This window comes from Candidatus Thiodiazotropha sp. LNASS1 (assembly GCF_964212655.1).
Lineage (GTDB): Bacteria > Pseudomonadota > Gammaproteobacteria > Chromatiales > Chromatiaceae > Thiodiazotropha.
Genome location: NZ_OZ156465.1, coordinates 3,847,546 through 3,869,435, shown reverse-complemented (window position 1 = coordinate 3,869,435; position 21,890 = coordinate 3,847,546). Strand labels below are relative to the sequence as shown.

Here is a 21,890-nt window from a genome sequence, read left to right as displayed (position 1 = left end):
GAAACAAGATCAGCGAATCTTTAGTGCTATATGCTTTCACTATGCTAAATATGGCGTTGAATCCCAACATTACGGCTTCCAGTTGTGAGACTGAAATCCAAGCACCAGACATATTCCGGTAGCTTCAAATCCTAAGGCCTGTTAACACAAATCCAATACGCCGAGCCGTAGCTGTTTTTGATTATTGACGGCGATTGATGTTTATTGGACAGATCTTACAATCCCTAGGATTTCACCGCCAATACAATCTGATTTCTGAGAGACTTCAGCAGATTGAGTCTCTTTTTATCGATCTCCAGACCGTGCGGACTGGAATGATCCGCATAGATCAAACCGACCGCTCTGTTTTTAACCACCAGGGGAAAGAGCAGAAATGATCCCGCACTGGAGATCTGCTTGTACCATTCGGGAATATCGGCCTGAATCTTCCCTTCGGTGGTATCTGCGATATAGACATCCACGGCATTCTTCAATGCCCCATGAAAGACATCCACGCTATATACCGTGGGAAAGTGGAACAGCTCGACAAACTCATCGGCGGAACTGCCGAAACCCAATCTGCCCACCATCTCCCCCCGCTTGCGATCCAGTAGCGCCAACACGACTCTTTGAAAGCCGACCGCGCGGTACATGGTTTCAAGCACCACGTTGAAGATTTCGGATACACTGTGGTTTCCCACCAGCATGCCCGTCACCTCCTGCAGGCCATCCATCAGCAGGGTTTCCGCATCTTCCGGAGTTGCTGGAGGATTATCCTCGGAGGCTGTCGATTGGACTGTCTGGGTACCCTCTTCATCCAGAATCTGTGTTTCGGACAAACCGTCCTTGTCCATAGCTTTAGGTTTACTTTTTTCAACCCCCTTATGGGATTGCAGATCATCGGTTTTTGAGGTGAGTTTTTGTATGAATTGATCTGATATATCGCTCGATATCGCCTTCGCCACTTCTTGAAACTCTTCCATCGACCGAGTGGCGAATCGAGAGATCTGCTTGTTCGTGATGTTGAGCCCCTTATCATATTTTTTAGCCAGGCTTTCCATTGCGGATTTGCTGTCGAGCCCCGATTCAATCATCACCGCCATGGCATCATCAGCAAATGCGGTGACCAGACGTCTGCGCTCCAATCGGTTGACCGGTTTATGATCCCCCTGCCAATGCTTCATACTATCGATGAGTGACTTGGGAAAATTCCACTGTCCGGCGATCTCAATCCCGATCTTTTCGAAACTGACACCCAGTACGCTGTGCTGCGCCGCGACCGGCTCCTTGCCATCGACCTTGATCAGCCGATCAATCTCCTGTGACTCATCAGGTAGATAGAATGCCACCAGCAACTTACCCAGGTCGTTCAACAAACCGGTAAGAAAATAGGCCTCGGCCTCCTTCTGATCGATTTCATCCGCCACCTTGTGTGCCAGGGTTGCACGGAACATCGCCGAAGAGACCAGCTCCCTGAGGTGTTCGGCCTGCTGCTTGTTTTCGATATGCTCGAAAAAAATCAAAGAGGCCGCCAACGAGCGGATAGCTTGTGTACCCAAAACCACGACTGCCCGCGATACGGTTCCGATTCTTCCGGAGAAGCGTCCATAGTAGGCGGAGTTGACCACTTTCAGGATCTTGTTCGTCAATGCAAAATCCTTGACGATGACGCCCGCCATCTGATTGACATCCTTATTGCTGGCGTCGGCCATGGCATTGATGCTGCGCACCGACTGCGACAATGCGGGAAAGTCGCTCTTCCTTTTCATCCGCCGGAGCAGGAACTCCACCGTACCGCTCGCATCTTCTTCGACACTCAGTTTTTCCCCTGTCACGCCACGCATCTCATTGAAGGCCTGCAACATCTCGATTGCATCGCTGTAACGTAAGACAGGATCTTTTTCCAGGGACTTGAGGATGAAGCGGTCGAGCTTCTCATCCACTGCCGGATTGAACTGGGATGGAGGCTTCACCTCCAGCTTGAGAATGGCATCGATAACGATCTGCTGATTGTGACCGCTAAACACAGGCATTCCGGTCAACATCTCATCCAGAATCAAACCAAGGGCAAAAACATCAGCCTGCGGCCCGACTTCGCCTCTTTGGATGTACTCCGGCGCCAGGTATCTGGGTGTACCGATTAGTTGACGATCCGGGCCCTTTGCCTCCGATAAAAGGCGGGCGATGCCGAAGTCCATTATCTTCGGAACCTTATCTTCGCTGATAATGATGTTCGCCGGCTTCAGGTCACGATGGACTATACCTGCCTTGTGGGCCTGGCCCATGCCTTCCAGCAGGCCCTGAAAGATCCGCAGTACATCACCCACCTCCAAAGGCTCACCATTGATCAGGTCTTTCAGTAGTTCGCCTTGTGCATACTCAAACACCAGGTAGGGTATCTGCTGGTGCTCACCGGCCTCGTAGATGGAGACGATATTGGCATGCTGGAGCTTACTAGCCGCCCGGGCTTCATCCAGAAACGATGATTCCTGCAGCGACTTGTTGAGCAGTTTAATCGCAACCTTGCGTTGCAGCTGGCTGTCGTGACAGAGATAGACCGTACCCTGATTGCCAACACCCAGTTGTTCTCCAACCTGAAACCGCCCGATCTTTTTAGGCTTCATCATCACTCCCGGAATAACCCCATCTCTCTTATCGGCAATTCACTGAAAACCTTATGCGGATGATGAGACGAGTGTCAGAGCTTGTTGACACCGAATCGCCGAACCAGGGCCTGTTGACACTAATCCAATCGGCCCTGAAAGGATGCCGTATCCAAATAGCCGCTAACCAGCTTTGCAAGCACCTGTAGATCAACGGCCGGCAGTTGCATGACATCTTCACCTGTCTGAATACCCAGCACGTGGAGTCGGGGCGGCAGTTCACCCAGTTGCCTGGCAAGGGCCACAGCCTCGGCCACACCAAAACCATGACTGGAGGTCGGATAATCCAGTTGCTGCAACCTCTCAAGGTCTATTGCAACAACACTTCCCGGTTGATCGGACAAGCATACGGCATCGATGATCACCACCTGCTCAACACCATGAAAATAGCTGACCAGCCGGCTGCCGGGTCGATCGAGCTTGACCAGTTCACAATCCTTCCAGCCCAATCCGGCAAGATGATCGATGGCCAGCCAGGCCAGTCGATCGGCGCCAAAGGGTGAACCGACCCCGAGAACGCGGGTCATCGGCGATGAACGTGGAGTCTGAGAAAATGTGTGGCGCAAGAGATACAGGGATCGTAATTGCGAATCACCTGTTCGGCCCTCAGGCGCAGCGCGTCATCCGGATTGTCCAGACCGAAGCGCTCCAGTGAAAGGCGGATATCCTCTTCGATCCGCCCTTGATTCTGGCTGGTGGGCGGCACGATGCGGGCATGACGCACCATTCCCCGGTCGTCCACGTCGTAGCGGTGCCAGAGGATACCGCGCGGCGCTTCGGTGCAACCGAATGCGTTACCCTCCCGGGGTTTGAGCGGGATATAGGGTTCATCGGGCGGATGGTAATTTTGCAGCAGCCGGATCGCCTCATAAACCGCCAGGTGAAGCTCGATGGCCCGCGCCACAATGCTGTGGAACATGTTGTGACTGGGAAACGGGATACCGCACCCGTCCATGATCTTGCGCACCGGCTTGGGCAGCTGATGGAAGTTGAGGTTGAGCCGGGCCAGGGGACCGACCAGATAGGGGCGTTCATCCAGCGTCGAATGGAGGGCGGTGGAGTGGGGGGACTGGTGCTCCTGAAAATAGCTTTCATAGAAGGTTATCTCGGTCTCCAGGCCCTGTCCCGAGATCAGGTTGCCCTGATTGATGGCGTACTCATCGGGGTGACTCATAGCAACACTGGTGAAGGCCTGTTCGTCGTCCGGAAATTCGAGCCCGGCAGTCCAGCCTACCAGGGCCTCGGCTGCCGGCAGTGCCGCCTCCAGGCGTCTTAGTAGGGTTGCTACTTCATCCTCTCTCGGCGCCCGATAGAATCCTCCGACACGAACCCCGACGGGATGCACCGAACGACCACCGAAAAGCGCAATCAGATCGTTGCCGAGGCTCTGCAGTTCAAGACCCCGCCGCACCGCATCCGGATAGTCGGCCGCCATGGCGATAGCCGAATCGAAACCGAGAAAATCGGGGGCTGACAGCAGATGGATATGCAGGGCATGGCTCTGCAGCCATTCACCGCAGTACATCGCCCGGCGCATATCCCTCACCCAGTCCGGGGGCTGAAAGCCGAACAGGCTCTCAAAGGCCTGCACCGCACTCATCTGGTAGGCCACCGGACAGATGCCGCAGATGCGCGCCACCATGTCGATGACTTGATTGCACTCGTAGTCTTCGACAAATTTCTCGAATAACCGCGGCGGTTCATAGATGTGCAGGGCCAGATTCTGGATGGCGCCGTCCACCACATCGATCTTCAGGGCGCCTTCACCCTCGACCCGGGTCAAGACCGGCACATGGATGTGGATATCACGTGTTGTGTCATTCATTGGTCGTTTCTTTCAGCCGCTCTCCGGCCTGTTTAAAGGCAGGGGCATGATTGGCAATAAAATGGAACCGTCGTACGACGGCTGCCCGGTCGAGGCCAAGCTGGTTAAAACGCTCAGCCAAGGAACGATCATTGATCTGTTCGAGGGGTCCGTAACAGCTGTAGCAACCACGACCCATGGATGGACAAAGTGCGCCGCATCCGGCCACTGTCACCGGTCCCATGCAGGGCTCTCCCTTGCTGACCATGGTACAGACCAACCCCTTACGCTTGCATTCCATACAGACCGACTGGCGCTCCGGGCGGGGTTTGACGCCGCTCAGCAGGTCGCGCAAGGCCGCCACTACCTGACGGGAATTGACCGGACAGCCGGGGATCTCGAAATCGACCTTGACGTAGTGGGAGATGGGATTGGAGTGTTGCAAGGCGTCGATGTAGTCGGGTTGCTCATAGACCGCCGCAATCCAGCTGTCACGGTCAGTAAAATTGGCCAGTGCCTGTAACCCGCCTGCGGTGGCACAGGCGCCTATGGAGATCAGCAAGCCGCTGTGCTCCCGCACTTGCCGGATACGCTCGATATCCTCAGGCGTGGAGACACTCCCCTCCACCAGTGCAATATCGGCCTGGGCTACCGGGTCACTGGGACCTGCCTCGGCAAAATGAACAATGTCCACCAACTGCGGAAGCAGCAGCAGTGGCTCACCCAAATTCAGCAGCGCCAGCTGGCAGCCGTCGCAGGAGCTGAATTTGTGGACTGCGAGCTTTGGTTTAGTACCCGTCATGTTTCTAAACTCCGTCTTCCAAAGAATGTCAGATAGATCAGCTTACACAGCCACAGGTACCGGAAGTTTTAAGTTATAAGTTTTTAGTTTTGAGTTGGTTGTATTCGCTACGCTCAAGATTTTTCATCTCACGTGTGCCCTCTACCTGTGTTAGAGGGAATCAAAGAACCGTGCGGCTTGCCGCACACAACCAACTCAAAACTCATAACTCAAAACTCGTCAGTTAAAACCCTTTCGCCCCCAAAAAGTCCGCCAGATCCGAATAACAGAATACCGGCCCGTCCTGGCACACATAGTGCGGACCGACCTGGCAGTGGCCACACTGCCCGATGCCACACTGCATGTTGCGCTCCATGCTGAACCAGATACTGCCGTCGGCCAGCGCCATGTCGCGCAGGTTGGCGATGGCTGCCAGCATCATCAGCTCCGGTCCACAGAGCAGGGCCACTGTCCGATGGGGTCGTACCGAAATCTGACTGATCAGCTCAGTCACCATCCCTTGTTGTCCTTTCCAGCCCATACCGACAACATCCGCCGCCAGCAGAATATGCACGTCTCTCAGCTTTGCCCATTCGTCATACTGTTCGCGCCATATGAGATCATCGGAGTGCTTGACCCCCTGCAGGATGTGGATGCGGCCATAGTATTCGCGGCGGCGCATGATGAATCTGATAACCGACACCAGAGGGGCACAGCCCAGTCCTCCAGTGATCAGTAGAATATCCTTGCCCTTCATTCGCGCCAGCGGCCAGCCCCGACCGAAAGGACCGCGAATACCGACCCGATCACCCGGTTGCAATTTCGACAACCCATCCGAGACACGCCCGACCACCCGGATCGTATGGTCGAAGTAGTGGTTGTCCAGGGGGTCGTTGACGATGGAGATGGGGATCTCTCCAACACCGAAGAGAGTCACCATGTTGAACTGTCCGGGATCGAATTCGTAGGCCTGCCGCACCTCCCAGTCGTACTGAAGCCTTAACGTAAAGATTGTGGGTGATTCCTGAATACGCCGATCGATCACTGCGACATGTGGCATATGGGGATCAAACATCGAGACTGCCCTCCTCCAACACTGCCGTTACTTCCTCGGTCAGATCTATTCCCACCGGACACCAGGCGATGCAGCGACCGCAGCCGGTGCAACCGATACGCCTCTGCTGCACCTGCCACCCGGCGAGCTTGTGGGTCATCCATTGACGATAGCGGCACTTGATGTTGTTGCGGACCTGGAAATGCCCCATATCGCTATGGGTCGGACTGAAACAGGAATCCCAACTGCGAACCATCTCCGCACTATCGCCGGTCAGGGCCATTTCATGTTCGACCTGATAGCAGAAGCAGGTGGGACAGACCGCGGTACAGTTGCCGCAAGAGAGGCAGCGCTCTGCCACCTGATCCCAGTGACTGTGTTCCAAACGCTTGTAGAGTTGTTGCAGTTCCTCACTTCCGGGCAGATGGCGCTTCTGTTGTCCGGCTGCCCGGGTGGTGGCCTGCAGCATCGCCTCCAGCTGGTCATCGTCGGCGGGCCGGAGTTTCAATTGATCGGTGATCGCCTGACCTTTGTCGCTTTGGCGCCAGATCAGAAAACCCTCATCGAGTTCCGCCATGCCGATGTCGTAACCACCATCCAGAGCCGGGCCATCACCGGTGGAGGCACAAAAGCAGGTCGAGGCTGAATGGGCGCAATCGACCCCGATCAGCAACAGGCTATCCCGGCGCTGCCGGTAATGGGGATCCGGCCGCATCTCGAGCTCGAAGTGCTGATCCAGTATCGCCAACGCCGCCAAATCACAGGCCCGCACGCCTATCACTGCAGTCTGCGTGACCTCCGGCAGGGTGCGCTTGAAGGCGAAGGGCGCCGCACTCTCCAGCCAGAGCACCTCACGAGGAGCGAAACAGAGTGGCTTCAAAGCCTGTGGACCGTGATTCCAGTCGAAGAGTCGCCGGCTCTCCCCGCTGGTCAATCGATAGTGTCCCGGTTGCTGCTCATTGGTCACACCCATTGGCAACGACTCAGGGTCGTCCATATACACGAACTGAATCGCACCGTCACGAACCTGGGGACCATATATCTTGTAGCCGGTCTGTAACAATACCGTGAAGAGTGCCTGCAATGACGAACGAGGGAGAAAACCCGGACGCCTTTCGACAGATGGGTGGACCTGAGAATTCACACTGGATCCTTGTGACCGTTACTTGGTCATCACTGGGAAAAAGCGTAAAGTTAAAAAAATACGCGCCTGCGCTATTAAAGGATTCAGGATCTGAATCGGATTCTTCTTCGACTTAATTCTAGCCAAGGAATCCATGCTGCATAGGCAAAAAAGCATAAAATCAGTCGTACTATGACCTTCATCAATCATGGATATTAAATGCACCGAACAGGAGCGGGATTGGCCTCACGCAAATAACCGATGACCGCTGCAGATCAGTTTGGTTTTCACGATTATCCCGGCAACCAGAGCAGGAATTCAGGCTATGCAAAAAAACATGGTGACCATCGACGGTAACGAAGCCGCTGCTTATATTGCACACCTAACCAATGAAATCATCGCCATCTATCCGATCACGCCGGCATCGCCCATGGGGGAGTGGTCAGACGAGTGGTCTGCCCGGGGCATAAAAAATATCTGGGGTTCGGTGCCGGATGTGATCGAGATGCAGAGCGAGGCCGGCGCCGCCGGGACGGTACATGGGGCATTGCAGGCGGGCTCTCTCTCCACCTCATTCACCGCCTCTCAGGGTCTGCTTTTGATGATACCCAACATGTACAAGATCGCGGGAGAGCTGACCCCGACAGTTCTGCATGTCTCGGCCCGTTCATTGGCGGTTCAGGCCCTCTCCATCTTCGGTGACCATAGCGATGTCATGGCCTGCCGCGCCACCGGCTATGCCATGCTCTGCTCCGCCAGCGTGCAGGAGGTGGCGGACTTTGCCCTGATCGCCCAGGCGGCTACCCTGGAAAGCCGGGTGCCCTACCTCCACTTCTTTGACGGTTTTCGCACTTCACACGAGGTCAACAAGATCCACCTGCCCAACGAGGAAAGCATCAGGGCGATGCTCGACGAAGAGTGGATCACGGCCCATCGGCAACGTGCGCTCTCCCCCGACCACCCGGTGATTCGCGGCACCTCGCAAAACCCGGATGTCTATTTCCAAGGGCGTGAAACGGTCAACCCTTTCTATGCTGATGCACCGTCCATCCTGCAATCGACGATGGATCGTTTTGCCCGCCTAACCGGCCGTCAATACAGCCTGTTCGAATATCTGGGTGCGGAGCGACCTGAGCGCCTGATCATGCTGATGGGCTCCGGCATCGGCGCCGCCCAGGAGGCGGTGGAGCATCTTGTGACCGAGGGGGAGCCTGTGGGCATGGTCAAGGTGCGCCTGTTCCGCCCCTTCGATGCGGCACGGCTGCTGGCCGCAGTACCCGCATCGGTACAGAAGATCGCCGTCCTAGATCGCACCAAGGAGCCAGGCGCCGATGGCGAACCACTCTACAAGGATGTACTAGGAGCCTTCGCCCAGGCCTACAACGATGGGCGCCGGAGTCAGTTACCAAGAATCGTCGGTGGCCGCTACGGCCTCTCCTCGAAAGAGTTTACCCCGGCGATGGTCAAGGGCATCTTTGAAGAGCTAGCCCTCGACCGGCCGAGAAACCCCTTCACCGTCGGCATCATCGACGACCTCAGCAAGACCAGTCTGCCCTGGGACAGCCGTTTTCGGCCCGCAGCCAGCCAGGGCGTCACCGCCTGCCTCTTCTATGGCCTGGGGGCCGACGGTACCGTATCCGCCAACAAGAACTCCATCAAGATCATCGGCGAGCAGACAGACAACCATGCCCAGGGCTATTTTCAATACGACTCAAAAAAATCGGGGGCAGTGACCGTCTCGCATCTGCGCTTCGGCCCCGAGCCGATCAACAGCACCTACCTGATCGGCGAGGACGAAGCGAGTTTCGTCGCCTGCCACCAACCCACCTTTCCGGACCGATACGAAATGCTCGACAAGGCCAAACCGGGTGGCGTGTTTCTGCTCAATACCAGTGCGGGAGCGGATGAGGTGTGGCAGACCCTGCCCGGTAAGATGCAGCGGCAGATCATCGATAAGGCACTCAGCTTCTATATCATCGATGCCTACGCAATTGCCGACAAGACCGGCATGGGCCGGCGTATCAACACCATCATGCAGACCTGCTTCTTCGCTATCTCAGACCTGCTGGATCAGGATCGCGCCATTGAACTGATCAAACAGGCGGTGAAGAAGAGCTATGGCCGCAAGGGGGCACGTCTGCTGCAACGCAACTATGACGCCATCGATGCGGCGCTGGCCGGTCTGCACCCGGTACAGGTGCCGCAGGCAGTCACCAGGGACGAGACTCCCAAGGCAGTGGTGCCCGCCGATGCCCCACCCTTCGTGCAACAGGTGACCTCCCTGATCATCGCAGGCCTGGGGGATGCCGTGCCGGTCAGTTTGATGCCCTCCGATGGCACCTGGCCCGTGGGCACCACCGCTTATGAGAAACGCAACATCGCGCTACAGCTGCCGAAATGGGAGATGGACCTCTGTACCCACTGCGGCAAGTGCCCCCTTGTCTGTCCTCACGCCGCGATCCGCTCAAAGGTCTTCCCCGAAGCACTGACCGAAAATGCCCCCGACAGCTTCCTCCATACCCAGGTAAAGGGCGGCAAGGATTTCGAGCCGGGGAGCCACATCAGTTATCAGGTGGCGCCCGACGACTGTACCGGCTGCGGCCTGTGTGTGGAGATCTGTCCGATCCGGGATAAAAAGGATCCTCATCACAAGGCGCTCAATATGGTGGACGATGAATCCTACCACCGCCAGGAGCGCGCCAACTGGGATTTCTTCCTTACCCTGCCCGAGTACGATCGCAGCCGGCTCAAGCAGACGACCCTCAAGGGATCGATGATCATGCAGCCCTTGTTCGAATTCTCCGGGGCCTGTGTGGGATGCGGCGAGACGCCCTACATCAAACTGGCGACCCAGCTCTTCGGCGACCGCATGCTGATCGCCAATGCCACCGGCTGTTCTTCCATCTACGGCGGCAATCTGCCCACAACTCCCTACACCACCAATCCGGAGGGTAGAGGCCCCACCTGGTCAAACTCTCTGTTCGAGGACAATGCGGAATTCGGATTCGGCATGCGCATCGCCATCGATAAGCAGCGGGACCAGGCCATCACCCTGATCCATGAGATGCAGGAACAACTGGGCGGTGAACTGTGCGACGCCCTGCTTGGCGCAGAACAGCAGAATGAGGCAGAGATATTCGAACAGCGCCAGCGTATCGATATGTTGAAAGAGAAATTGGCCGATCTCGACACCCCGGAGGCCAAAAGACTGTTGGCGGTGGCCGACAGCCTGGCGAGAAAGAGTGTCTGGCTGGTGGGCGGTGACGGCTGGGCCTACGACATCGGCTATGGCGGCGTCGACCATGTCCTGGCATCCGGGCGCAACGTCAACATCCTGCTGCTCGACACTGAGACCTACTCCAACACCGGCGGCCAGACATCCAAGGCAACACCCCTCGGTGCGGTCGCCAAGTTCTCCGCCAGCGGCAAGCCGACCAATAAGAAGGATATCGCCTTGATGGCCATGTCCTACGGCAATGTCTACGTGGGGCAGGTGGCCTTCGGCGCCAAGGACGTGCATACCCTGCGCATCTTTCTCGAGGCCGAGTCCTACGAGGGGCCCTCGCTGATCATCTGTTACTCACCCTGCATCGCCCATGGCGTGGATCTATCGAACAACATCCGGCAGCAGGAGCTGGCGGTCGACTCGGGACACTGGCCCCTGTTCCGTTACGATCCCCGACGGACCGAAAAAGGTGAGAATCCCTTAAAGATGGACTCCAAGGAACCCTCCATCCCCTATCGCGACTTCGCCAGTACGGAAACCCGGTTCAGTGTATTGGAGCGTACCCACCCGGATCTTTCGGAACGTTTCATGCGTCAGGCACAACAGCATATCAAGACCCGCTATCAGCTCTATGAACAGTTGGCGAAACTGGCTGTGGGAGAGACAGATAAATAGTCAATACGCTATTCGTGTCAGGTGCTCAAGTTTACCGCAGGTACTTCTATATGAACTAATCTGTGGAAGAATTGTTGTAAATTAAAACCATCTCAACAATGTAAACCGACAGATCCAAATGCATTACAACTAAACACCAGGATGTTACGGGTAGAAGCGGGCATTTCTTGAGGAAGGCGTTATAGCCGGTTTTGGCCAAAACCTGTCGTTTCGGTTTCGAGATACTCGTTGCCTAGGCGTCTAAAACTGAATGTTATAGCTATTTTTCAGAAAGTATAATCGAAATGTTAGATTGAGGTATTCCACTAAATTTCTTAAGGTCTTTATTTAGTTTATATCATCCACAATCATTTTATATCTTACAAATCGCTTTCTGCTTCGGCTTATCTTTTTGTACTTCAATATATTGCTGAAACCAAAGAACCGTAGTTATAAAAATGTCAAGAATCATTCTTTGCCTGATAACGTTACTTTGCCCCTTAGCGAAGGCTGAAGATCCGCTAAACCCAAACAAGCAGTGGTGGGATGAAGAATGGTGGGAGAAAGGAAGATTAACTATACCAGTCAACAACACAGTGACTATACGTCATACATCCTACACAAATGGAGATGTTGAAATACCTGCTTTGATTATCCGCCCTGATGACAACAAGAAATACCCTGGCATTCTGTTTCAACATGGACGGCGCGGCCTTGACGATTTGGTGGTACGCCATGCACAAAGACTTGCTGCCCGTGGATTCGTGATTCTAGCACCTGATGTCTTTTCCGCGCGCTTCATCGAAAAATTTCCAATAGAGCATGACTACGCACTGGAAAGTGACGTCAACATGGGAGTTGATCATTTACTTAGTCTGCCGGATATCAGTTCAGATAAAATCTGTCTCTACTCACATACACGCGGTGGTTACATGACACTGAAAGTCGCTGTTACCAGGAAGCGGCAAAACAAGGAAGTCGCTTGCTACGTCTCTTACTATCCACATATGCAGGACCCAAATGCACCTGAGCCAATGCAGGTTTATCGCTACGCCAAAGAGGCTGATGATCTTGTCATTCCCGCACTCATCTTTATTGGTGAAAAAGAGCAGTACCAAAGAAGGAGGAGTATAGAAACCGCTGTCAAGTCTATGCAGGCCAACAATCGTCATGTAGAGCTATTCATCTATCCCGGTGTTGGGCGTGGTTTTGATTTTCGTCCAGAGAACATTCGCACATTTGCTGATGATTTGGCTGCAAAAGATGCCATACAACGAGCCGCTGATTTTATGAGTCATTATCTACAGTGAGGATGGAAGACCCTGTGCGGGATACTACATCTCCGCCGGGTCTGACGCCCCGACGGTACAGCTCATCCATGACAGGGATGGATTAACTGACCACGAAATTAGGCGGATCAACATACCGGATAACTGTATGAAGACCGGAAGAAAATGCGTATGCTGATGAACAACGCTCTGAAAAAAGCTGTCGAACTTGGTGCAAATACGGACAATACAGTTACGATGGATTATTGTTTTGGCGGTGCGGTCAAAGGGTAGGAGGCAATCTGGACGCAAATCTCGGCCGGACTCAGCTGACTTCAGCAGGCGGGAGACACTAAAAACAATTAAGCCCTTGAGAAATCATATTCTTCCAATAGTAAAACAATGCTCCATTTTCGAGCTTCGGTGATAGATTTATGAAGTCATATCATTGTTTCTCCTGCCAAGGCCATATGAATATTCCGCAAAAAAATCGGCGCCAGACACGCCCCTTTGTTTTGAGACGATACTTGGTGTTAATGGCGTTCATTTGCGGGAACGTAGCATTTGCTCAACAGAGCGGTCCGATGGTTCTGGTTGACTCAGCCGAGGAGGTCGCACTAATCGAAGAGGTTCCAATAACCGGCAGCGTAATCTCAGCACGTATCGCTAAACTATCGACTGAGGTGAGCGGTATCGTTGAGCGTATATCAATCGAGATAGGCGACCAGGTGCGGACCGGTGATGAAATCCTGCAGCTCAATTCGGAGCTGGACAGGCTTTCCCTGGCGGCGGCTCGCGCTGCAACGGAAAGTGCGATCCAGGAACTGGAGGACGCCAAGCGCCGCCTGAACGATGCCAAGGTGCTGGCCAAGCGCCACAGCGTGTCGGTCAATGAAATCGAGTCGCTGGCGGCTGAGGTTCGCATTGACGGTGCTGGAGTAAAGCGTTTCCAGGCAGAGCAGCAACGCCAGGCGGCGCAACTGAAGCGCCACAAGCTGATAGCGCCATTCGCCGGCGTCATCAGTCGCAGACTGGTCGAACAGGGCGAGTGGATTCAGCCGGGTGACACCGTCGTCGAATTGATCGCTACCGAGGGACTGCGTATCGATTTCCGGGTCCCGCAATCCGTTTACGCCAAACTGGATAAAACCACCAAGATCCTTATCAGCTTGGATGCACTGCCTGGGCGAACATTTGATGGCGTGATCGAGACTATTATCCCGGTAACCGACCCGGGCACTCGCACCTTTCTGGTTCGGGCAACGCTAGACGATCACCAAGTGAAGCTGGCGCCGGGGATGTCGGCTAGCGCGGTACTGCGTTTGAATACCGGTACTCGAGGTGTCGTGATCCATCGAGATGCATTGATACGCTACCCAGACGGTCGTGTCACCGTTTGGGCAGTCAATCAGAAAGGAGAAAGCGCCACGGTCTCTGAACAACAGGTTCAAACCGGTTTGAGTTTCAACGGCATGGTCACTATCACCAGCGGCTTGGCCGCCGATACCACCGTTGTGGTGCAAGGCAATGAAGCGTTGCGCGACGGGCAGAATGTCATCATCAAGCGTGAGGAATAAAGAGGCCACTGGAAAGAATCATGTTCGAAGCCATGGTCAAACACGGAATTCTGGTCGCTGTGGGCACGCTCATCGTGATCGTGCTGGGGATCGTCGCCGCCTTGAAAATACCGGTGCAAATGATCCCCGATCTGGAGGTTCGCACCTTCTCCATCCGCACCAACTGGCCAGGCGCCACGCCGCAGGATGTCGAGAAAGAGATCCTCATCGAACAGGAAGAACACTTGCGCAGCGTACGCGGACTGCAGCGGATCGTCTCCTCGGCCTCCTTTGGTCGCGCCCAGGTCGAACTGGAGTTCCCGTTCGGTATCAACCTCAACGATACCCTGATCGAAGTGATCAACGCGCTGAGCCGTGTGCCCTCTTATCCCAACAACGTGGATGAACCGCGCATCTACGCCACCTCCTTTTCAGCCAACTCCTTCATGTATTTCCGGGTTACGCCTTTAGCGGGCAATCCGCGCAACCTGGACATGATCCCGATGCAGGATTTCATACGGGACCATGTGGCCTCGCGCATGGAAACTGTGCCAGGCGTGTCGGAGATCTCTGTCTACGGCGGTGCGGAACGACAAATACAGATACTGGTCGATCCCGCTCGACTCGCTGAACGCAATCTCACCGTGGCCCAAGTGCGCGGTGCCATCCAACAGCGAAATCGTGACGTCTCCGGCGGCGAGATCGAATCCGGCAAGCGGCGTTATCTGCTGCGTACCATCGGGCGTGTTCGCGATGTCGAAGATCTCAAAGAGGTGATTGTTGACCATCAGGGCGATGCCCTGACTCGTCTTGGTGAGATAGCGGAGATCCGGCTCGGCCATTTCGAGATCACCCGTTTCTCTTATACGGACGGCGATCCGGTGATCGGCATGTCGGTTCGACGTCAAGCGGGTTCCAATGTCATCGACATCAAGCGGGCCATGATGCCGGAGGTCGAGGCCATCAACGAAGAGGTGCTCAAACCCGCAGGTATGCAGATGTTTCTAGTGGCGGATGACGTGGGTTATGTAGAGGCCTCGATCTATAACGTCTGGACTAATCTGCTTATCGGAGCAATATTGGCCAGTATGGTGATGTTCCTGTTTCTGCGCACCGGCAAGGCAACACTGATCGGGGTGATGGGCATACCGATCTGTACCATCGCCGCTTTTATGGGCCTCATCTTGGCGGGTCGCACCATCAATGTCATCTCATTGGCCGGTGTGGCATTCGCCATCGGCATGACTCTGGACAACAGTATCGTGGTGCTGGAAAGCATTGAACTGTCATGGCGCAAGGGGCTGGACCGATGGCAGGCCGCCGTTGACGGAGTGCGCAAGGTCTGGCCAGCGGTGCTCGCCTCGACCCTGACCACGGTGCTGGTGTTCGTGCCCATCGTGTTTATCGCCGAAGAGGCGGGGCAGTTGTATTCCGATGTGGCCATCGCCATCTCTGCTTCCATCATCGCCTCCATGCTGGTGGCGATTGCCGTGATACCTTCGGCAGCCGCACACGTCTTTAGCGGCAGCCAGGGGGGGCATCGGTCTACAGGCAAGGTGGGGTGGAGAGAATTCCTGATCAGGCGTGTCGAATGGATAGTCGGGACACGCATACATCAGTTGGGCGTCATCGTGGTGGTGATCGGTATCTGTGGCGCGATCATCGTCTACCTCACACCTCCGGCTGAATACCTGCCGGAAGGCGAGGAGCCGAAGCTGTTTGCCAGCATGAGTCCGCCCACCGGCTACAATCTCGAAACCATGACGCGCATCGGCCATGAAGTGCAGGAGTATTTCATGCCCTTTCTAGAGCATGGCCCGAGCCGATTTGACCGTGGCGAGACCGAAGTACCGGCCATGGCCTATTTCAATCTGAGCATTCAGGCCACTCGCCTGCGCATTATCGCTCAGCCAAAGGATCCTAAACATATCAAGCCGCTGATGGATGCCGTTGACAGGCAGTATGAAAAGTATGTCGGTATGCGTTCGTTTGTATCACGCGGCTCCATCATAACCAGCAATAGCGGCGGTACTCGCAGCATCAACCTCGACATCTCAGGTCCCTCCCTGCAGACCATCTATGCGGTTGCGGCACGAGCCGAATCCCGCGCCAAGCAGGTTTTCGAAAAACCGAGGGTCCGTTCGCAACCCGCTTCGCTGACCCTCTCTCAACCCTTGATCGAGATCAAGCCCAATTGGGAGCGACTGGCGCAGTCCGGTATATCCAATGCCGACATGGGCTTCACCATCGCCGCCTTGACCGACGGCGCCTTTGTCGATGAGTTCTTCCTTGAAGATGACAAGATCGATATCTATCTCTACAGCAGTGCGGGCAGCAACGCCTCGTTGGAAAGTTTGGATAGCCTGCCGGTCTATACTCCCACCAATGCCGTGGTGCCTCTGGCATCGCTGGCAAGAATCGTGGAGTCAGTCGATACCAGCAACATCCGCCGCGTCAATGGTAAACGCACCGTAACCCTAAGCATCATACCGCCAGACAACATCGCCTTGGAGACAGGGCTGGAGATCGTCAAACGCGACGTGGTGACATATCTGCTGGATAGCGGCGTCGTACCCAGCAATGTAAAAATCATCATCTCCGGCGCCAGCGATCAATTGCAGGCCACCCGCGAATCACTGACTGCCAACTACCTGGTGGCCCTTGTCATTATCTATCTGGTCCTGGTCGCTATCTTTTCCCACTGGGGTTATCCCTTGTTGATCATGACCACTATACCGCTGGGAATCGCTTCCGGACTTGTTGGGCTCTGGTTGATGAACCAGATCGGCGCCTGGCTGCCAGCCGTTGGTTACCCGGCCATGAGCCAGCCATTCGATATGATCACTATGCTTGGTTTTCTCATCCTTATGGGTACCGTGGTCAACAATCCCATTCTGATTGTGCATCAGGCCATGGTCAATGTCCGGGAACACCACATGGCGGCACAACAGGCTGTGCGCGATGCGGTCGCCATACGCCTAAGGCCCATCGCCATGACGACATTGACGACCGTGTGCGGACTGGCGCCACTTGTCCTGATCCCGGGCGAGGGTACTGAACTCTATCGTGGTGTTGGTGTTATCGTGCTGTGCGGGCTGGTTGGAACCGCGATCGTTACCTTGACGTTCTTGCCTGCATTAATCATGGCGGCATTGTTTTTTCGTCGTTCCCCAAAAGCAACCGGTGGCACTGAGTCAGGATCAACCCTCTAGCCAGTGAAACCTGATTACCTGAATATCCGCTCCTAGGGCCTGTCGTTAGTGTCTTATTCTGCGGCTCGTGCTTATGCTTTTTCTTTGTATGTGCGTATAGCATTTCGAATCAGTTGCGATTCCTCGGGCGGGATGTTCTGGCTCTGTGTATGAGCGCTGATGGCTTCGAGGGCACGGTGGGCTTCTTGGGTTTCCAAGACTTCAAGTGTTTTTACGACGAGCAGCCGGCCGTGCCGATTATCCCGCAGACCCCAATTATCCGCATAAAAATCGAAAAGAATTCGCTCAGCGCCTGTAATATCTAATCGCGTTAACACGTCTTTTAAGCCACGGTATAACGGTTCCATACCAAGTGGCCCCCAATCCCTGACGTATACCAGAAAAGCCAACATGGTGTGTTCCTGACTTTTTCCTTTAAATCTGAACCTTACCCAATCAGTCAGGCGTGCAATCATCTTCTCGTATATTTGCTCGTTTCCGCTGCCAATTTCAGAGAGGGATACGATCAATATCATCAAGTCATTATTGTTTATTGCCACGATATGATAGCCGTCACTCCCTCGTTCCAGCATCCAATAAACCGGCTCGAATTTCATTTGTCTGATATCGCGGTTTACCAGGACCCTGGCTGTTCCATCGATTCCTTCTGCAGTCGGATCCCCAAGTTTTCTGAAGCAGTGGGCACTGCCGCAACCCGATACTCGAATCCCGAGACAAAATCGTGTGTCTTCCCACTGACTTCAACCTGGCGTTCTCTCAGCCAGCTGATCTCTCCGGTCATGTGTACCCATGACTGCCAATCAAAAAATCTGAATGCCGCAGGCCTGAATCCGAGCTGATTATCTTCGCTGCCGATCTGGGTCTTGTCGATCTCAACAGGAAGATGCAGATAGGGAGTTTTAAACTCCACACGAAATCCCACGGTTCTATTTATCCCTTCAGACAACATGGAGACCTCTGCAGTCACCTGTCGTCGAAATATCCGCAGCAGTGGCATCCGATCCAAAAAGAGCGTACTACCGGAAATCAATAATTCCAGGGAGGCGATTCGCTGCCGGGCTCGTTCAAGTAACTTTCCGGCAGGACCGAGTCCGGTTTTTTGTGTCGGGTATTGGTGTTTCAAGCCGAAATGCCACATCATCTAAAAACCAAGTTTTTCCATCCAGCGACTCTCAATTGCTGTCACGGTATGTGTCTTATTTACTAGATTCCCTAATGCACTACAAAAGCTAATATAGCCTGGGTGCAGGAAGAACAGAAGTCCTTCTCCTTGAGACCGGCAGTTATTGAACAGCAATTTAGCTCATTATTCACCCCGATCGCTGAGAAATGTTGTTTTACTATCCCACCGCCACTTGGTTAGTTCTTTGCTTTACATACATATCCAGCATGTCCTTATCGGCAGGCGAAGCGATGCCCTCCCGCTTCGGCATGGTATTGGCCAAGCGCACTAGTTTGATTACTTGTGGTAGACGACTGCGTTAGTCACAATCCGGACCACGCAGTGATTTCAGAGACTTGTGCCATGTTAAGCACAATCAGTCTGAATTATGATTCGTATAAGGCACTCGATCAGGCGCCACCGCACCGCCTGAGATAATGAAACTCATCGCCTCATCAATACTCCAATCCGTCGATACCAGGTTTTCAAGCGGTACTATTTCGAGATAACCGGATGTGGGATTCGGTGTCGTAGGCACATACACCGCCGCGAGCTCTTTGCCGCTGTTGGCGTCAACCATGGTTCGCGTCACGAAGCCAACCGTCTTCATATCGGAGGATGGAAACTCGATCAACACGACTTGCTGCACATTTTCCGGTTTCTGCTCCAATGCTGATATCAGTTTTTTCACCAATCCGTAAACATTCTGAACTACAGGCAGGCGCTGTACGGTCGATTCGAAAAAGAAAAGGATCTTGCGGCCGATCACCCGGCTCACCAACCAGCCAACAAGATAGAGACCCAGGAGCATGATGAAAACGGCCAAGGTATTTTGAAACCATGGTTCAAGAAGCCATTGGGCGATTGATGGGTACTCGTTCTGGATGCTGCGCGAAAGCATCCTGGCCCATGGTGATCCCAGCTTGGAAAGCTGATTGAAGATATACTTGAAAACAAGCCATGTGACCCAAAGGGGAATCAGTGTGATTATTCCGCTGATCAGATAGCGCTGAATATGCAGCGTTCGAGATTTTGTCCCGCTCATGTCTGCCTATATGTTATTACTGTGAATGAATATTGTGCATGCGTAACCATTACTTAGCCTATTGTACATAACCAAGCCTCGAAAAACGGCCACCCATAGACCCCTTTCTGCGGTCAGTGTTGAAGATATAAAATATGGCGGATGGAAAACACTATGGATATCCATAGAATATGTATCAAAGGATGCTTATGGCTATTTGTCTACCGGTTTACCCACAAGTATTTATGGTAACTATCTGTCTCAGAACTAATTTAAGACTATAACGGTACTATGAGCATCACCAGGAACGGGGCGAAATGTCATTATTTAATAAATTTGTTTGACTGAGCGGCAGCTCTGGACTTTGCTTCATTACATATGTAACAGTGTTTATCTAGACCCGGTCTGTGAGCGGTACTGCGCACACGAACATGGATACGAATATGCTAACTGCCACCACCCGCCACATAAAAACAGGTATTTTTGGACGATCCGCCCGGATCTTCTCCTTAACCGCGATCGTTGCCTTGGTGATCACAACCGACATCCAAGCCGCAGAGGGCGCCTTGGGCAACAATCATGACAATGGCATGGCCACCACTTTGATCATTGCTTTGCTGATTTCCCTCGCCGTGGGAGCTGCACTCATCATCGGGCTTGTTTTCTGGGGACGCAAACAAGATCATATCGGTGAAATGATGCTCTTTTGCATGAAGTTCCTGTTGAGATCGGACGACGTGGCCGAACGCTGCGCTTCCGCCAGGGCACTGGGGGAGTCAAGGGATGACGGGGCCTTGCTGGTGCTGGTTGACATCATCGCCGATGAGGAGGAACCCGAGGAGGTTCACAAGGCCGCCAGGGAAGCCCTGCATCAGATGAGCGAGCTTTCACGTAAGCATCTCGATGTCTTTGCGGAACTGGAGATGAATATCGAACTGCAGGACACCGAGGGCATCATCAACACGGTTATAGAGAGATTCGAGCAGGGCAATAAAAAATATGCCCAGAGCGCCTATACAATCGGCCGCCACTATATTCGGCTGGGACATTTCGTGGAAGCCCGTGAGTGGCTGACAAAAGCCGAAATCAGGAATCATAAATTCAATCTTTACGGTGACCGTATCGATTACTGGATCGGCGTCTGCAACCGTTATCTGCTGGCTGAAGCGGATGCCTCATACGACGCGGCAGACTACTACCAGGCAAAGGAGCATTACGCAGTGCTTGACCACGGGCTCAACAATGAGGAAAAGCGACAGTGCGCCATCTACCTGCGCACCACCTGTGTCTACTGCAAACTGAAAGACTACATCAATGCCGACCAGGCGCTGCTGCAGGCGTTGGAGAACAATCATCAAACCGATTATGCGCTTGAGCTGGTCCCATTGCTGCGTCAATTGTTGGTTCCTGCCGACGACCGGCAAGGCAAGCTCAATGAAGTGGAAGCGAAACTCGATGCGCTTTCAAGCGATATCATGCTCAAGATCAAAAAAACATTTGTCGGACCCGCCGACCCAATACCGACGGGCCCAGTCACGCCTGTGGGACAGGAACTGTCGAGCTAGAGACAGGGGGTGTTGACACTCACCCGGTCGGGCCGGGTTGAAAGTAGGTCTCGTAGAAGAAATAGAGTGTTATGACGCTGCCGGCAAAAATGATAAACGACCTCACGCTGCGTTGAGATAGCCGGCGTGACAGGTGGGCAGCCATATAACCCCCGGCCAAAGTACCGAGCATGACCGTTATGCCCGCAAACCAGGCAATCATCCCATCATAGATAAACAGCAGGATGGCGACCAGCGATACAACCGTGGAGATAAGCAGTTTCACGCCGTTCATGGTATTGATATCGTTATAGCCCGCCAGTGCCAGATAGCTGAGAATGATTATCCCGAGGCCTGCATTGAAAAACCCTCCATAGACGGAGACCCCCGCCAATAGCAGTACCAGCAGCAGCCCGCCGAGAAGCGAAGCATGCCGATATCTTGTGGCGAAGTCTCTCAGGTTCCGGTTTATACGCCCGCCAAAGATAAACAAAAGGGTGGCGAAGAGCAGCAACCAGGGTATCGCTTGCCGAAAAATCGACTCCGGTGTTTGCAACAGCAACAGCGCACCCAGACCGCCACCTATGGCACTTATGCCGATGATACGCGGCAATTGAGTCCGGCAGGCGGCCAGCTCCCTGCGCAAGGCATAGCTCCCACTCAGGTACCCGGCACAGGAGGCGAAGGTGTTGGTCGCATTGGCGCTGACGGGTGGTACACCGACTAACAGCAACGCGGGAAATGTAATGAAACTACCGCCACCTGCGATTGCATTCAGCATACCCCCCAAAAACCCTGCGCCGAACAGAAATAGCGGTTGGTAAGTCATGACCGCCCGAC

15 protein-coding genes are annotated in these 21,890 nt (G+C 54.1%); 5 read left to right on the top strand and 10 right to left on the bottom strand.

Annotated elements, in window-relative coordinates; translation table 11 throughout:
• Positions 1-224: 224 nt before the first annotated feature.
• The 6 genes from AB8516_RS17200 to AB8516_RS17175 form a co-directional block, all read right to left on the bottom strand.
• On the bottom strand, positions 225-2,606 hold the full coding sequence (locus AB8516_RS17200) for a protein kinase domain-containing protein (RefSeq protein WP_369162458.1): 2,382 nt from the start codon (positions 2,604-2,606) through the stop codon (positions 225-227).
• Positions 2,607-2,722: 116 nt separating this feature from the next.
• The gene (locus AB8516_RS17195) at positions 2,723-3,169 is read right to left on the bottom strand and encodes a hydrogenase maturation protease (protein WP_369162457.1); all 447 of its coding nucleotides are present in this window, start codon (positions 3,167-3,169) and stop codon (positions 2,723-2,725) included.
• Positions 3,166-4,467: a Ni/Fe hydrogenase subunit alpha gene (locus tag AB8516_RS17190; RefSeq protein ID WP_369162456.1), complete on the bottom strand. Its 1,302-nt coding sequence runs from the start codon at positions 4,465-4,467 to the stop codon at positions 3,166-3,168. Before AB8516_RS17190 ends, AB8516_RS17195 begins: the two co-directional genes overlap by 4 nt.
• Positions 4,460-5,248 carry a sulfhydrogenase subunit delta gene (locus tag AB8516_RS17185; protein ID WP_369162455.1) on the bottom strand — a complete coding sequence of 263 codons (789 nt, stop codon included), beginning with the start codon at positions 5,246-5,248 and terminating at the stop codon, positions 4,460-4,462. The genes AB8516_RS17190 and AB8516_RS17185 overlap by 8 nt, the downstream gene beginning before the upstream one ends.
• A gap of 223 nt (positions 5,249-5,471) precedes the next feature.
• Entirely contained in the window at positions 5,472-6,302 is an 831-nt protein-coding gene (locus AB8516_RS17180) for an FAD/NAD(P)-binding protein (RefSeq protein WP_369162454.1), read from the bottom strand.
• Positions 6,295-7,425 carry a 4Fe-4S dicluster domain-containing protein gene (locus AB8516_RS17175; RefSeq protein ID WP_369162453.1) on the bottom strand — a complete coding sequence of 377 codons (1,131 nt, stop codon included), beginning with the start codon at positions 7,423-7,425 and terminating at the stop codon, positions 6,295-6,297. The genes AB8516_RS17180 and AB8516_RS17175 overlap by 8 nt, the downstream gene beginning before the upstream one ends.
• A gap of 304 nt (positions 7,426-7,729) precedes the next feature.
• Between AB8516_RS17175 and nifJ the strand changes: the two genes are divergently transcribed.
• The 4 genes from nifJ to AB8516_RS17155 all read left to right on the top strand — a co-directional run bounded on the left by nifJ (position 7,730) and on the right by AB8516_RS17155 (position 17,320).
• Positions 7,730-11,305: a pyruvate:ferredoxin (flavodoxin) oxidoreductase gene (gene nifJ / locus AB8516_RS17170; protein WP_369162452.1), complete on the top strand. Its 3,576-nt coding sequence runs from the start codon at positions 7,730-7,732 to the stop codon at positions 11,303-11,305.
• Positions 11,306-11,742: 437 nt separating this feature from the next.
• Positions 11,743-12,594: a dienelactone hydrolase family protein gene (locus tag AB8516_RS17165; protein ID WP_369162451.1), complete on the top strand. Its 852-nt coding sequence runs from the start codon at positions 11,743-11,745 to the stop codon at positions 12,592-12,594.
• Positions 12,595-13,136: 542 nt separating this feature from the next.
• Positions 13,137-14,129 (top strand): efflux RND transporter periplasmic adaptor subunit, encoded by a 993-nt coding sequence (locus tag AB8516_RS17160; RefSeq protein WP_369162450.1) that lies wholly within the window; start codon positions 13,137-13,139, stop codon positions 14,127-14,129.
• Positions 14,130-14,149: 20 nt separating this feature from the next.
• On the top strand, positions 14,150-17,320 hold the full coding sequence (locus AB8516_RS17155; protein ID WP_369162449.1) for an efflux RND transporter permease subunit: 3,171 nt from the start codon (positions 14,150-14,152) through the stop codon (positions 17,318-17,320).
• 71 nt (positions 17,321-17,391) lie between these two features.
• On the opposite strand, the gene AB8516_RS17150 is transcribed toward AB8516_RS17155, so the two are convergent.
• The 3 genes from AB8516_RS17150 to AB8516_RS17140 all read right to left on the bottom strand — a co-directional run bounded on the left by AB8516_RS17150 (position 17,392) and on the right by AB8516_RS17140 (position 19,527).
• On the bottom strand, positions 17,392-17,916 hold the full coding sequence (locus tag AB8516_RS17150) for a hypothetical protein (RefSeq protein WP_369162448.1): 525 nt from the start codon (positions 17,914-17,916) through the stop codon (positions 17,392-17,394).
• Between the two features lie 17 nt (positions 17,917-17,933).
• Positions 17,934-18,461 carry a hypothetical protein gene (locus AB8516_RS17145; protein ID WP_369162447.1) on the bottom strand — a complete coding sequence of 176 codons (528 nt, stop codon included), beginning with the start codon at positions 18,459-18,461 and terminating at the stop codon, positions 17,934-17,936.
• A gap of 397 nt (positions 18,462-18,858) precedes the next feature.
• The gene (locus AB8516_RS17140; protein ID WP_369162446.1) at positions 18,859-19,527 is read right to left on the bottom strand and encodes a DUF502 domain-containing protein; all 669 of its coding nucleotides are present in this window, start codon (positions 19,525-19,527) and stop codon (positions 18,859-18,861) included.
• Positions 19,528-19,949: 422 nt separating this feature from the next.
• Here AB8516_RS17140 and AB8516_RS17135 point away from each other — a divergent pair, with 422 nt between their 5' ends.
• The gene (locus tag AB8516_RS17135) at positions 19,950-21,071 is read left to right on the top strand and encodes a tetratricopeptide repeat protein (RefSeq protein WP_369162445.1); all 1,122 of its coding nucleotides are present in this window, start codon (positions 19,950-19,952) and stop codon (positions 21,069-21,071) included.
• Positions 21,072-21,090: 19 nt separating this feature from the next.
• Here the strand turns inward: AB8516_RS17135 and AB8516_RS17130 are convergent, their stop codons facing one another.
• Positions 21,091-21,879 (bottom strand): sulfite exporter TauE/SafE family protein, encoded by a 789-nt coding sequence (locus tag AB8516_RS17130; RefSeq protein ID WP_369162444.1) that lies wholly within the window; start codon positions 21,877-21,879, stop codon positions 21,091-21,093.
• Positions 21,880-21,890: the final 11 nt, after the last annotated feature.